We start from the raw sequence: 13,729 nt of genomic DNA, 5'->3' as shown, positions 1-13,729 counted from the left end.
CCGTCACCCGCCTGGCAACAACGGCCGTCCCGCGGTCGCGCCCGTCAGATCCGGTAACCGACGTGCGGGAGCGTCTCGATGACCGGCGGATCGCCGAGCTTCCGGCGCAGCCGGCTGACGGTGACCTTGACGGTGTTGCTGAACGGGTCGGCGTCCCGGTCCCAGGCCCGTTCCAGCAGTTCCTCGGCGGATACGACGGCGCCGCCGGCGGCGAGCAGCACCTCCAGGACGGCCATCTCCTTCGGCGACAGATCCACCTTGCGTCCGCCGCGGAGCGCGGTGCGGCGGGCGGGGTCGAGCTCGATGTCGCCGCGCACGAGGACGGGAGGCACGGCGGGCTGATCGCGTCTGTCCAACGCCTGGACACGGGCGATGAGTTCGGCGAAGGAGAAGGGCTTGGCAAGATAGTCGTCCGCGCCGAGGTCGAGGCCGTCGACGCGGTCGGCGAGGGTGCCGGCGGCGGTGAGCATCAGGACGCGGGACGGGCTGCCCTGCCGGACGAGCGCACGGCAGATGTCGTCACCGTGCACGAGCGGCAGGTCACGGTCCAGGACGACGACGTCGTAGGCCCCGCTCGACGCTTGGCTCAGCCCCTGCTCGCCGTCGTGCGCGAGCTCGACCTCCATGGCATGCCGACGCAGCCCCCTCGCGACGCTCTCCGCGAGATCCTTGTGGTCCTCCACGATCAGTACGCGCATGACCCAACTCTGGCAGCAGGAAGGTCACTTAGAGGTAACAGGGGACATAAGTGGCTCATCACGGTCGTGGCCTCCGACACGGTGGGCCACTCGGAGCGGGACCGGACAGCCACGGACTCGGACACCAACACGCAGTCCCGCAGTGGTAGTTACGGCTGGCAACAGGGCGTTGTCAGTGGTGGGTGGCAGCATCGGGCGTATGACGGAATCCACGGCATTCGACTGGCGGTCCTTCCTGCTCGGGTGGAGCGGGGAGTGGGCGGACTCCCTGCCGGAAGGCGAGGCGCGGGGCTTGGGCGACGAGGCGGCGCGCAGGGCACGCTGGCTGGGGTTCCCGGCTGCGTCGGAGGAGCGGATCGCGGCGATGGAGGAGCGCCTCGGCCGGCGCATGCCCCCGTCGTACCGGGAGTTCCTCAAGGTCAGCGACGGGTGGCGGCACGCGGGCGGGTTCGTGTCGCTGCTGGCGGGGACCGAGGACGCGCGCTGGCACAACAACGCGTCAGGGCTCGCGGGCATGTTCGAGGAGTACCAGGACGAGGACGCCGGACCCGAGGAGCGGCGGGAGGCGGACCTCTGGCGGCGCGGGCTACAGCTCGACGTCGAGTCCGACATCACGTACGTCCTCCTCGATCCCGAGGACGTGGACGAGGACGGCGAGTGGGCCGTGTACACGTGGTCGAGCTGGCGGGCCGAGGCGCCCGAACGGCGCGTGAACTTCCGTGCGTTCATGCGGGACATGCACCGCGAGTTCCACAGCCTTCAGGCGCGCCGGAGCGACGGTGGGCCGGTGTTCGCCAACGACACGACGCGAAGGCTGGACGCCCAGGTGGAGGAGGCCCGGCTGGGGGCGCTGCGCGGCGGCTGGGAAGAGGCCGTGAGGGCGCTGGACGAGGCCAAGGGATACAGCAGGGCGCGGGCCGCCGGGCTGGGGGACCAGATACGCCGACTGCTCGGACAGACCTACATGGTGTACTACGACGGCCTGGTGACGGACCCGCGGTACGCGCCCGACCTGCTGCCGCCGCTGGTCGCCGAGCACGCGAGGCACTCGTACTGGGACGACTCGACACTGGCGTACCAACTCCGGGGTGGCGACGAGGACTTGATGTCACTGGCTCACGCGACGCTGGATCGGGTGAGGGAGGGCGCGTACCGGTACACGGCGGCCGGACCGTTCGGGGAAGCGGTCGAACGGGCGCGGGAGTCGGCGCGGTGGGGAGACACCGACGGGGCATGGCGGACGCTGACGAACGCTCTTCCCCTGTGGGAGCCGCTGGGCCCGGACCACCTGGCGCCGCTGGGGTGGGTGGCCGATCCCCTGCTCGGGCCGCTGCTGACCCCGGACCGGGGCCGCGAGCTGCTGTCCACACCGAGGGGCGGACAGGTCGGCGAGGCACCACCTCCGACGGCCGACCTCGACCCGGGCGACCTGGCGTGGCTCGCGGAACCCGACCGGGGCAACAACCGCACGTCGTACCGGTTCGTCCTGGTCGAAGGCACGGAGCCGAAGGAGTTGCCCGGACGCCTCGCGGACGCTGAAGGGGACGGGGACGGCACCGTGTTGAACGAACCCATGACCTTCTGGGAGGCGTGCCAGAGATCGCGGCACAACCGGATGGAGTTCTCGTCCTACGCCGACAGGGCCCTCATGGCAGTCGGCCGGGCCGGCACCGGCTGGAGCTTCGCCTTCGACGGCGCTCCCGCCTCGTTCGGCCGACAGCGTTTCCTCTCCCCCGCCGCGACCGCCGGCGAGGGCACTCGCGCGGTGGTGGTGTGGAGCGGCTTGAGGTCACCGCACGGGAAGCCGTTCTTCCATCTCTCGGTGGCACGAGACGGTGCCGAGCAGTACGCGTTCACGTACGCGGACGGAGAAATCCGGCGGAGCGGGGAAATACCGCGGGCGCTGGATCCGAGCCGGTTCTTCGACGACCTGGAGGACAGCGCCCGAGCAGAACGACCGCTGCTGGAAGCGGTGGCGGAGGAGTTCGGTGCGTCTCTACCGCGTCATGCCATCACGAACGGGCGCCTGCACACATTCACCACCCGCTCCTGGACGCGACCACCAAGGGACGGCGAGACGTACGCGACGATCCGCATGCACCCGGCAGCCACGCGCCCGGCGGACGGCAACCGGCCGGGAGACAGCGGGCCGAGAGGCGGGTAGGCAGCCCGAGGGGCGCCGGGTGGGCATCCCGGCCCGGAGCAGATGGACAGTGCCGGTTCCCCCACGACGGGACAGAGGGCTCGCTGCCCCAGGGTTCGGGGACACCTAGGGTGCGGGGAACCCGCCGACCGCCCGTTCATAGGTGTGCGCGACGCGCAGCACAGTGGTGTCGTCGAAGCGCCTGCCGGTGATCATCAGGCCGGCCGGGAGGCCGTCGACCAGGTCGGTCGGGACGCTGCACGAGGGGTGGCCGGTCGCGTCGAAGGGTGCGGTGTTGCCGACCATCGACAGCGCGAAGTGCAGGTAGTCGGCCAGGGAGATGTCGGCCGGCGGGATCTCCTTGGCCGTGTAGGGGACGGTGGGCATGACCAGCACGTCGTACCGGTCCAGTGCCGCGTCGTAGGCCGCGCGGACCTGCGGCAGGAGGCGGCGGGCCATGCCGTAGTACTTCCCGCCCCCGGCCTCGAAGGTGTAACGGCCGGACAGGCCGACGAGTTTCACGGTCTTGGACAGTGTGGCGCCGCGGTCGACGCGCCCCCGCGCGTAGTGGGCGATCAGCTCCGGGTCGTAGAAGTCGTCGGCGTTCATGCCGTAGGCGTTGCCGTCGAGCATCTGATAGGCGGCGCCCTCGGTCGCGATCACGTTCCACACGTGGAGGGCGTCCAGGTGCCAGGGGATCGACACCTTCTCCACGGTGAGTCCGGCCGAGGCCAGCACGTCGATCGCGGCGTGGACGGCCTCGTCGACGCCGGTGTCCGACACCGGCGTACCGAAGCCCTCCGTGACGACTCCGACGCGCAGGCCCGAGGCGGGCTCGGTGAGCGCCGTGAGGTAGTCGACCGGTTCGATCACGTCGAGTTGACGCGGGTCGAAGCCGTCGGCGCCGGCGAGCACGCCCAGCATCGCGGCCGCGTCGGCGACCGTGCGGGTCATCGGGCCCACGTGGTCGAGGGTCCGCTCGATGGGAAAGGCGCCGGTGTAGGGCACCAGGCCGTGGGTGGGCTTGTGTCCCACGACGCCGCAGAAGGCGGCCGGCATGCGGATCGAGCCTCCCTGGTCGCCGCCGAGGGCAAGGTCGACCTCACCGGTCGCCACGAGTGCGGCACTGCCGCTGGACGAACCGCCCGTGTTCCGGCTCTCGTCCCACGGGTTGCGCACCGGCGCCGGGTGCGAGGTGAAACTGGCGCCGGAGAAACACAGGTCCTCGCACACGGACTTGCCCGCGATCGTCGCGCCGGCGTCGAGCAACCGCCGTACGACGGTGGCGTCTTGGCGCGGGACGAAGCCCTCGACCGTCCGCGAACCGTTCATCATCGGTACGCCCGCGACGGCGATGTTGTCCTTCACCGCGACCGTACGACCGGCCAGTTGGCCTTCGGCGGACTCGTTGACCGAGGTCTTCACGTACCAGGCGCCGAGCGGGTTCTCGTCCGGAGCGGGTGACGTCCAGGCGCGGTCCGGGGCGGTGGGAGCCGTGCGTTCGTAGAGCCGCTCGACCGCCTCCGAGGCGGCGAGAGAGCCTGCCACCGCGGGCGCGAACTCCGCCAACTCCTCGGCGGACAGGCCGAAGTGGAAGTGCTGGTCGATCGCCGCGAGGCGGGCGGCGTCGGGTGCGGGGAGTGAGGACAAGGGACGACTCCTTTTCGGCTGGACACGCATCAACCTAGAACATCGCGCCAATAGGTCAATACTTATTGACGTAACTTCGCGGTTAACCGGATCGGCAGGGCTACAGCGAGACCGGTCGCAGTCCGGTGCCGGTCGCCTCGGCGACGAAGAGGTCCTGGGTGACCCGGCCGCTGTCGTCCAACGTGACGGTGCCGCGCGGGAGTTGGAACCTGCCGGGGCGCATCGCCTCGGCGATCAGCCGCGGTTCGTCCGCGCCCACCCGGCGCGCGGCGGACCACCAGATGTGCGCCGCCTCGAAGACCGACTCGCTCAGGGTCGACAGCGGCGGGGCCCAGCGACCGTACGCCTCCCGATAGCGGTGCAGCAGTACGGCGTTGCCGGGAGACGCGAGTTGCTCGACGTAGCCGGAGACGGCGTACAGGCCGGGCGCCGCGTCGGCTCCGACGTGCTCAAGGGTGGATTCGTCCATGGCCGGCGCGAGGGTGACGCACTGCTCGCGCAGGCCCGTCGCGTGGCACTGGCGCTCGAACGCGGCGGCGTCCGCGCCGACGAACGTGGACAGGACGATGTCCGCGCCCGAAGCCGTCACCGCCTCGATGACCCGTGTGAAGTCACGGGTGCCCAGGGCGGCGTACCGCTCCCCCACCACCCGTGCGCCCGATCGCGGCAGGATGCGACGGGCGGCCGCGTGCGTGCTGCGCGGCCAGCAGTAGTCGTTGCCGGCCAGGAACCAGCGCTTTCCGTCGGCCGCCCGCATCAACGGCCGTACCGCGGCCGCCAGTTGGTCCTCGTGGTGCTCGCCGAGCTGGACGCGCAGCGGGCCGGTTCCGCCACCCTCGTTCATGTGGGGCTGGATCAGGAGCACTTCGGTTCCGGCGAGGGCCCGCGAGACCGCGAAGTAGGTGGCGGAGGTCGTGGCGACCAGGATCGTCCGGCAGCCGGCCCGGACCAGCCGGCGGGCCTCGGCGACGCCGACCGCCGGGTCCGAGGCGTCGTCGCCGACCACCAGCTCCACCGGCCGGCCCCGCACCCCGCCCTCCGCGTTGATCTCCTCGACGGCGAGCATGGCCATGTGGTCCGTCGCGGCCCCGAACATGCTCCCCAGGCCCGACTTGCTGTTCAGCAGACCGAGCCGCGCGTTCGGATTCGGCCCGGACCCTCGACCGGCCGGCAGCCCCCGGCGGCGCATCAGCCACTCCAGCCCGGCCTCGTCGAGCTCGGCGAACAGCCGGACCCTCGTCCCGCCACGGTCGGCGTCGAACCGCAGCTTGATCCGGCCCCGCCAGGGCTGATCGTGCACGATCTCGATACGGCCGCCCTGTCCGGCGTGGCCGCGTACGTTCCCGCGTGCCGGCGACGGCGGCCGTACTTCACTGATCCGGCCGATGATCTCCACCATGTCGGAGACCGGGCCGCCCAGCGGAGCGCCCATCCGCACCACCGCGCCAGCCGCGACCCGGTCGCACACGGCGTCGAAGACCCAGCCCGCACCCTTGCCCGCGCCGAACAGGCCGAACGTCGCGGCCGGCGATGCGTCGGTCCATTCCTCGGCGGGCAGCAGGAGTACGGCCATCACGTCACCTCATCAGGCGGACCGGCTGTCCTGGACGTCGGGGTCGGTGGCCGCGGCCTCCGTCGCGGTGGCGGCGCGCCCGGCGTCGGCGAGCGCTCCCTGGAACAGCGCCTGCAGTGTCGCGATGACGTCTCGCGCGGGTCCTGCCGGGTCGATCGAGTAGTGCCGGAACCGGCCCGCCTTCCGCTCGGTCACCAGACCGGCGGCGCGCAGGACACGCAGATGGCTGGAGACTCCGGTACGGCCGATGCTGGTGATCCGCTCCGCCAGCTCCCCCACGGTGCACTCCTCGCGCTCGGCCAGCACGCCCAGGATCTGGCGGCGTACGGGGTCGGCGAGCGCGTCGAACGCCAGGTCTGCGGGCACCTGTGTTCGCCCCCTCCATAGGTCAGCGACGGTTGACATGTGCCAGCGTAGTCGAGGGTGCCGGACCGCTGTGCGGAGCCGCCCGTGTGGTCGTGACGCGCAGGCCGGCCCGGCGGATCTCCAGGACCTCGCGGTACGGCAGCACCGTCCAGCGGTCGTCGGGGCTGCGGAATACCGCTGGAGGCTACGACCACCCGGTCCTCGTCGACCCGGTGGCGCAGCCGGAAGAAGTCGGGGCCGCGCCGCCTGCTGACCTCGGACTCCGGGTCCTCGTCGGCGTACGCGTACAGGGCGTCCTCGGTGAGCAGCAGGCAGTTGAGGCTGGCGTAGGCGGCGGCCCGCTCCCGGACGTCCGCCGCGGCGCGGGCGAGCGCGTCGACGGGACCTGTCTCCCGCAGCAGGGTCAGCACGCGCAGGAAGTACCGCTCGGAGTCGGTGCTCCCGGCCGCCCCGGCCGGCAGTTCCGGCGCGATCAGTTCGTCCAGGGCGTCGTACGGCGTGAAGTACCCGTTGTGCGCGAAGGCCGCGGTGCCGGCCGTGAACGGGTGGGTGTTGCCGGGGACGTCCGGCAGCCCCGGGCTCGCCAGCCGCAGGTGCAGCAGGGCGGCGTCGGTGACCGTGCCGGTGAGGGCCCGCCCCCAGGAGTCGGCCTCGGCGGCTGGCTCAATTCCCTTGATGACCAAGGGGCTTGACCCGTTCCCCTGCCCTGCGGCGATGCCCCAGCCGTCACGGTGCTCAGGGCTCAGCTCGGTGAACGGCCCGGCCAGACCGTCCAGCGCGGTGTCGAGCGGCAGGGGGGCGCGGGTGACCACGCCGAGCAGGCGGCACATGCCGGTTCGCTCCTTCTCTTGCGTTGCTTACGGTTCTTCTCGTACGCCGGTGTCAGGTGCGTCGGGCTTCCAGCCATGAAGCGGCCCCGGACAGCGCGGCGTTGACGGCGATGAAGCAGGCCGCCACGACCAGGTAGGTGGAGAGCACGGCGTGGTAGTACTCGCCCAACACCTTTGCCTGGTGGAGCAGTTCGAGGTAGCTGACCACATAGCCCAGCGTCGAGTCCTTGAGCAGCCGGACCAACTGGCTGACCAGGGCCGGGCTCACCGCCCGCAGCGCCTGCGGGACGACCACGTACGACATGGCCTGACGGTGTGTCATACCGAGGCTGTACGCGGCCTCCGTCTGTCCGCGCGGCAGGCTCAGCACCCCCGCGGCGACGACGGCCGCGTTGCCCAGCACGATGGGGATCACCAACTGCCAGAACACGGGGAACGTCAGGCCGACACCGGGCAGCCCGAACACGAACAGCACGAGCAGGACGAGGAGCGGGATGTTGCGGAAGACCGTGACGTACCCGGCGCCGAACACCCGCAGGGGTGCGCAGAGCGGTTCGACAGCGGCCAACGACATCAAGGACTTCGCCCCGAAGGCGCACGTCATCCTCTTCGACGGCAACCTCCACATCCAGGCCATCCACACCCGCCGCCCGGGCCAGGAGGTCCCGGTCGACAGCGCCCGTCTGCTGCCCCTGCAGCGCCGGGCGTCCGACCACTGGTCGCAGATCGAGGAACGGCTCGGCGCGGACGTGGAGTTGCGGCGCGGCGGCGGCTTCATGGTCGCCGAAACCGCCGTACAGGAAGAGGAGTTGAGGGAGAAGCACGAGTGGGAGCGGCGGGCGGGTATCCCCACCGAGGTGCTCACCGGCGACGAGGCCCGCAAGCAGCTGCCGTTGCTCTCCGACCGGGTGCGCGCGGCCAGTTGGTGCCCGCTCGACGGCTACGCCAACCCGCTCCTGATCACCCCCGCCTATCTGGCCGCGGCCCGCCGCCTCGGCGCCGAACTGCACGCCTTCACCCCGGTGACCGGCATCCGGCGGGTGGGCGACGACTACAAGGTGCTTTCGGGCGAACGGAGTTGGACCGCGCCCGTGGTCGTCAACGTGGCCGGGCCGTGGATCACCGGGATCTCCGCACTCGCCGGAGTGGGGATCCGGATGTCGCCGGTCGCGATCCAGATGCACGTGACCGTGCGGGTCCCGCCGGTCATGCATCATCTCGTCCAGCACATCGGCGAGGGCATGTCGGTCAAGCAGGTCAGCGCGGGCAACCTGCTGATCGGCGGCGGCTGGCCCGCGGCGAGGCTCGACATGGAAGGCCGCAGCACTGTCAGCGTGCCCAGCATGGCCGGCAATCTCGCCCAGGCCGGGCGCATCCTGCCGTTCCTCGGCGACCTGCGGCTGCTGCGCATGTGGGCAGGACCGCTGGCCGCGACCCCGGATGAGATGCCGGTGATCGGTGAAGTCCCGGGCCACCCCGGCTTCTTCGTCGCGGGCGGCACCTACGCGTTCACCCTCGCCCCGGTGTGGGGCGACACGCTGGCCCGCCAGATCGCCGGGGAGCCCCCGGCCGACCCGGTGGACGACCTCGGCCCCGGCCGCCTGCTCCACGACGACGCCACCACTGCCGTATCACCTTGAAAGGCGCTCCCCCATGACACTGAAGATGTTCGTCAACGGCCAGGCGATGTCCGGAGGCACCCTCAACCACGCGCTCAGCGACGCCCGTCTGCTCGGCCCCGCCCGTACGGCAGCCACGTATCAATTCTTCTCCGTGCGCGACGAGTTCCCCGGACTGCACCCCGTCACGGAGGGCGGCGCGGCGATCAACGGCGAGGTGTACGAGGTCAGTTACGAGGTGCTGCGAGAACGGCTGCTGCCCGAGGAGCCCGCGGAACTCGAACTGGGCGTGATCGCGCTGGCGGACGGCTCGGGCTCCTTCTCGATGCGCATGCGCGCCTCCGCGCTGACGGCCCCCGGAGTCGTCGACATCACCGCCCACGGCGGCTGGCACGCCTACCTCGCCTCTCTCTGACACTTCGCCCTCGCTGGAGGTCTGCCATGCCCAACCCCTCATCGATCGAACCCGTCCAACCCGTCGACCTCGTCGTCCGGGGCGGCACCGTGGTCAACGCCGACTGGCAGGGCGCCGCGGACGTCCTGGTGGGCGGCGGCAAGGTGCTCGGGGGGGTGGAGCCGGGCGCGTATCGCACCCAACAGGCCCCCGGCACCGCCGAGTTGGACGCCTCCGGACGCCTCGTGCTGCCCGGCGGCGTGGACCCGCACTGCCATGTCGGCTTCACCTCGGGGGACTTCACCTCCCTCGACGGCTACCGCCAGGCCACCACGGCGGCGGTCTTCGGCGGTACGACCACCATTGTGGACTTCGCCATCCCGCGCCCCGGCGAGAACCCGGCCGACGTCGCCGCGGCCCAACGCGCCAAGGTGGCGCAGGGGTTGTGCGACAGCGCCCTGCACGGGTGCGTGGTCGAATGGGACGACACCGTGCCGGAACAGCTGCGGTCGATGGCCTCCGACGGCATCGTCACGGTGAAGATGTTCACCACGTACCGCGGCGAGACCATGGCCGACGAGAAGACCATCCTGAACGTGATGACGACACTGCGGGACCTGGGCGGCATGGTGGTCATCCACTGCGAGGCCGACCACATCATCGCGGACACGCAGGAGCGCGGCGAGGCGGCCGGGGCGATCAGCGCTTCCCATCACGCGGGTACGCGGCCGGAGTTGGCCGAGAACGCGTCGGTCGCCGAGATCCTCGCCATCGCGGAGTCGGTGTCGGCCCCGGTGTACTTCGTCCACCAGTCGACACCCGAGGCGGTCGACCTGGTGGCCCGTGCCCGCGGCCGGGGTGTGCGGGCGTTCACGGAGACGGTGGCCCACCACCTGGTCCTGGACGACACGGCGTACGCGGGCCCGCACCCCGAACGCTTCGTGTGCTGCCCGCCGTTGCGGGACGCCGGCACGGTCGCCGGGCTGCGCTCACGGCTGCTCATGGGCCAGGTGGCGACGATCGGCAGCGACCACTGCTGCTACGACACGGCCCAGAAGGAGTCGGTGAGCCACGACGTACGGGCAATGCCCAACGGCCTGCCGGGAGTTGAGACGCGCATGCCGGTGATCTTCAGCGAGCTGGTGGTCAAGGGCGGTCTGCCGGTGGGCCGCTTCGTCGAATTGACGTGTGCCAACCCGGCCCGGCTCAACGGCCTCTACCCCCGTAAGGGAGTCATCGCACCCGGCTCGGACGCGGACCTGGCGATCTGGAACCCGACGGCCACCCGGACCGTCCGCAGCACCGGCCTGCACATGGCCACGGACTACACGCCGTACGAGGGCATGCCTGTCACCGGCTGGCCGGAGACCGTCGTGGTGGGCGGCCGTCCCGTCGTCGACGCCGGCCGGCTGACGGACCCCGAACCCCGGGGCCGCCACCTGCGTTCGGGCCCGCTGAGCCGGTCCCTGGTCTGCTGACCCCTCGATCGACCCGACGCGCCCAGGGGCCCTGGTTGCCTCGCGGCGGGGGGCGAAGGCCAACTCATCGTCGTCACACCGACGATGAGTTGGCTACGTGGCGGCCTGAAGAGAACTGAGGACTTCTGAGGCGCCGTCCGCCGGCTACTTCAGGTTGAGGGTGTCTCCGGCCGACGCCTTCAGCGAGGTGGTCGTGGTGCCGGGGAAGTACCAGCGCCAGCTGCCTGCCGAGGTGATGGTCACCTTGGTGGTCAGGTTCCCGGTGCTGTTCGTCGTCACGGTCTTGACGGTGCCGTAGTGGGCGGCGCCCTTTTTCCTGAACTGGAGCTTGACCTGCTGCCCGGTGAACCCGTGGTACTTGCGGTCTTCCCAGTTGGCCCGCGACAGCTTGCCGGTGACGGTCGCCTTGGAGCCCTTCGCGACCTTCTCGGGTCCGATCACGGTGGTCAGCTGGGCGGCCCGCTTGACCTTGTACTCGGCGATGTGGTCGGAGATCCAGTAGTCGCCGTCCTTCGCCTTGACCGTGGCGTCGACCTGCCAGACGCCCGCGACCTTGTTGGTGTCGATGTCGTCGCTGTCGGCGATCCAGGCGGGGTCGATGGTCAGCGTGGCCCGGCACACCGAGGTCGTCGCGCTCTTCTTCGTGCAGGACGAGTCGTCGTTCCAGGTCGCGAAGGTGTAGGCGCTCGACTTGTTGAGGGTGCTGACGTCCGTGAGCCCCTTCACCCCCGAGTTGTCCTTGATCGTGATGTCGACCGGGTAGCGGATCGTCTTCGCCGTACCCACGATGACGTTGCCGCCGCCGTTGACGACGGCCTTCACCACTCGGACGTCGCCCCGCCCCTCCGCGTGCGCCCCGGTCGCCGTCGTCAGCACCAGAGCCGCCGCCCCGCCAGCCGCGGCCCAGGCCGTTCTGCCTCTCATGGTCCTCCCCTTGTCGTGTGCGTGCCGGGAGAGGCTACGTGATCAGGGATGTTCCACGGTGTTCGGTTTCCGGGCCGCGGCCGGCCCTTTGAACGCCTCCACTTCGAGGAGAGGCTCGATGAGTCCAGCAACTCCCCTCCGTCGGAACACCGATGGCCGTTATCGGTGGGCCCGGCTTTCACAGCCTGCGGAATGCCGGCGACCACTGGTCATCGATCGCCGTGGGAGGGCGGCTCAGCCTCGGTGTCGATGGGGAGAGCGGGGCCCCTCTCCGCCGTTCCGGGTACCACCGGCCTCAACTGGGTTCCTCGACGCGCCCTTGCCTGCCTGCCACCCGGCGTTCTCGCAGGCTCACCGCCCACGATGCCAGGGAGAGACAGATGGGCAGGTACAACTCCCACAAGTCGGAGGCACCAGAAGGTGCGAGGAGAAGCCATGAAGACACAGCAGCCGTAAGCAGTGCTGCGGGCAGCCACTGACGCCAGGGGGGCAAGTCGCTCATCCGAACGACCGACCAGGCCATCCAGGCGAAGACGCACACGACGGGGAAACCAAAGATCATCCAAGGCTCCGAAACATGGAGATGGGTGCTGCACCCGGGCGGGAGCGCCGACTTTAGTGCTTGCTCCTGTGACCGGTCCCGAGTCAGCCATCCAGCCTCAGTCGTCACGGACGCGCGGTGTCAATGAGGGACAGCGTTCCGAAGCCCTGGCTTTCGCGGGTCCAGTCATCTTCGGTGGACCGGTGGAATCCGAGCAGGCTGATGACGACTGCGGGCAGCTCCTGGGTCGTCGCGCGTACACACTCGTGGATGAACTGCTGCGGCAAGCTCCGGCGCTGCGCAGAGAAGAGCGGCAGCGCCGTGGACTTCTGTCACTCGGACGGCCGCCCCGCCGACCGACGCCTCACGCGATCCATTTTCCAGTAGGTCTTGCATGGGCCTCCGCGCAGGGAGACACGTCCTAACAGGAGGAGGGAACCACCGGTCCCCGGGCGATCAGGACGTCGGCTTCGTGGTGCCAGCCGAGGGCGGAGTAGAGGCGCTGGCCTTCCTCACTGGCGATGAGAAGGCCGGTACGGGCGCCCTGGGACACGGCGGCCTCCGCCAGTGCGCTCATCATGGCGCGGCCCAGGCCGCGTCGGCGGTGTGCCTCGTCCGTCTCGATGCGATCGGCGATCGCATCGGTGCCGACCACGGCGATGGTGCCGCGCGCCGCCACCTCTCCGGACGGGCCACGGAGGGAGACGACCGTGACCGGCCCCTCCGTACACACCTCGCTCTCGTACGGCGCGGCGGGCGCGTGCTGCGGATGTTCGGTCAGTTTCGTCGTCATCAACCATTCGGACCGGCGGAGCAACTCCAGTCCGGCGGCGCCGATGACGGATTCGACGGTGTCCGGGCGCAGCGTAGGCACCGTGAGCCAGGTGGTCTGCCGCGCGGCGGCGACGGCTGCCGCCAGCCGTGCCAAGGACTCGGGCTCCTCGTCCGCACGCAGCGCGAACACCTCGACCTCCCGGCCGGGTTGGTCGCACTTGGACCGCAGGCCGTCCCCGGCGGGCTCGACCGGCTCGGCCTCGGGCAGGGAGCGGGCCACGGTCCAGCCGTCCAGCCAACGTCGTACCAGCTGTGATTCGATCTTCGCCATCGGGCGATTAGAGCATGACCGCAACTGGTGGTGGGCAGGCGGATAACCGCCCCCGTCGTTCGTCGCCGCCGGGCGACGCCGGCTCTCCGAGGCACGCGTTGGCACAGCAGCATCGGGAACGAACCGAACGCCGCGAACGCCGCCGTCGTCGGCGAGCCGGGCTGCTCCGGGTGCGGCGCAGGCCGGTGCCCGCGGTGAGGCCGACCTGGTCGGGGCTCGTCTGGGTGCGTCGCGCGTACGGGAACCGGCCCAGCTCTCCGCCGTCGCCCCTGTCCGTGCTCTGCTCGGGTGCCAGGCCGCCACTGTCACACCGCGCTGACCTGGGTGGCCGACGGGTGGGGGGCCCTGTCATTACCCCGAACGCCGCTCCCCGGCACAGCTCGACCTGCCACAAGGGGCGCGAAGGCG

At 70.7% G+C, this 13,729-nt stretch carries 13 protein-coding genes and 1 pseudogene; 4 read left to right on the top strand and 10 right to left on the bottom strand.

Annotation, left to right across the window (positions count from 1 at the left end):
- Positions 1-44: 44 nt before the first annotated feature.
- Complete coding sequence (locus tag ACGFY9_RS17080) at positions 45-698, bottom strand: response regulator transcription factor (RefSeq protein WP_393754877.1); 654 nt, start codon at positions 696-698, stop codon at positions 45-47.
- Positions 699-897: 199 nt separating this feature from the next.
- Between ACGFY9_RS17080 and ACGFY9_RS17075 the strand changes: the two genes are divergently transcribed.
- The gene (locus ACGFY9_RS17075) at positions 898-2,862 is read left to right on the top strand and encodes an SMI1/KNR4 family protein (RefSeq protein WP_393754875.1); all 1,965 of its coding nucleotides are present in this window, start codon (positions 898-900) and stop codon (positions 2,860-2,862) included.
- Positions 2,863-2,967: 105 nt separating this feature from the next.
- On the opposite strand, the gene ACGFY9_RS17070 is transcribed toward ACGFY9_RS17075, so the two are convergent.
- The 5 genes from ACGFY9_RS17070 to ACGFY9_RS17050 form a co-directional block, all read right to left on the bottom strand.
- Complete coding sequence (locus ACGFY9_RS17070) at positions 2,968-4,491, bottom strand: amidase (RefSeq protein ID WP_393754874.1); 1,524 nt, start codon at positions 4,489-4,491, stop codon at positions 2,968-2,970.
- A 100-nt stretch (positions 4,492-4,591) separates the two neighbouring features.
- Positions 4,592-6,064 (bottom strand): substrate-binding protein, encoded by a 1,473-nt coding sequence (locus ACGFY9_RS17065; protein ID WP_393754872.1) that lies wholly within the window; start codon positions 6,062-6,064, stop codon positions 4,592-4,594.
- Between the two features lie 12 nt (positions 6,065-6,076).
- A complete protein-coding gene (locus ACGFY9_RS17060; RefSeq protein WP_393754870.1) occupies positions 6,077-6,370 on the bottom strand; it encodes a winged helix-turn-helix domain-containing protein in 294 nt (97 codons plus the stop codon).
- Positions 6,256-7,260 (bottom strand): class II glutamine amidotransferase, encoded by a 1,005-nt coding sequence (locus ACGFY9_RS17055; RefSeq protein WP_393754868.1) that lies wholly within the window; start codon positions 7,258-7,260, stop codon positions 6,256-6,258. Before ACGFY9_RS17055 ends, ACGFY9_RS17060 begins: the two co-directional genes overlap by 115 nt.
- 52 nt (positions 7,261-7,312) lie before the next feature.
- Positions 7,313-7,792, bottom strand: coding sequence for an ABC transporter permease subunit (locus tag ACGFY9_RS17050; protein ID WP_393754866.1), 480 nt, complete (start codon positions 7,790-7,792; stop codon positions 7,313-7,315).
- Between ACGFY9_RS17050 and ACGFY9_RS17045 the strand changes: the two genes are divergently transcribed.
- The 3 genes from ACGFY9_RS17045 to hydA are packed head-to-tail and all read left to right on the top strand — an operon-like array spanning position 7,755 to position 10,751.
- A complete protein-coding gene (locus tag ACGFY9_RS17045) occupies positions 7,755-8,900 on the top strand; it encodes an NAD(P)/FAD-dependent oxidoreductase (protein ID WP_393754864.1) in 1,146 nt (381 codons plus the stop codon). The two genes, ACGFY9_RS17050 and ACGFY9_RS17045, sit on opposite strands and share 38 nt — an antisense overlap.
- Positions 8,901-8,913: 13 nt before the next feature.
- Positions 8,914-9,294, top strand: coding sequence for a gamma-glutamylcyclotransferase (locus ACGFY9_RS17040; protein WP_393754862.1), 381 nt, complete (start codon positions 8,914-8,916; stop codon positions 9,292-9,294).
- Between the two features lie 26 nt (positions 9,295-9,320).
- Positions 9,321-10,751: a dihydropyrimidinase gene (gene hydA, locus ACGFY9_RS17035; RefSeq protein WP_393754860.1), complete on the top strand. Its 1,431-nt coding sequence runs from the start codon at positions 9,321-9,323 to the stop codon at positions 10,749-10,751.
- A gap of 144 nt (positions 10,752-10,895) precedes the next feature.
- On the opposite strand, the gene ACGFY9_RS17030 is transcribed toward hydA, so the two are convergent.
- The 4 genes and pseudogenes from ACGFY9_RS17030 to ACGFY9_RS17015 form a co-directional block, all read right to left on the bottom strand.
- A complete protein-coding gene (locus ACGFY9_RS17030) occupies positions 10,896-11,675 on the bottom strand; it encodes a hypothetical protein (RefSeq protein ID WP_393754858.1) in 780 nt (259 codons plus the stop codon).
- Positions 11,676-12,341: 666 nt separating this feature from the next.
- Entirely contained in the window at positions 12,342-12,503 is a 162-nt protein-coding gene (locus ACGFY9_RS17025) for a hypothetical protein (protein ID WP_393754856.1), read from the bottom strand.
- 134 nt (positions 12,504-12,637) lie between these two features.
- Positions 12,638-13,321, bottom strand: coding sequence for a GNAT family N-acetyltransferase (locus ACGFY9_RS17020; protein ID WP_393754854.1), 684 nt, complete (start codon positions 13,319-13,321; stop codon positions 12,638-12,640).
- 145 nt (positions 13,322-13,466) lie between these two features.
- Positions 13,467-13,616, bottom strand: a pseudogene (locus ACGFY9_RS17015) (transcriptional regulator); the annotation flags it as partial.
- Between the last annotated feature and the right edge of the window lie 113 nt (positions 13,617-13,729).

Source organism: Streptomyces sp. NPDC048504 (assembly GCF_043200035.1).
Classification (GTDB): Bacteria; Actinomycetota; Actinomycetes; order Streptomycetales; family Streptomycetaceae; genus Streptomyces.
This window is presented reverse-complemented; position numbering and strand designations above follow the sequence as displayed.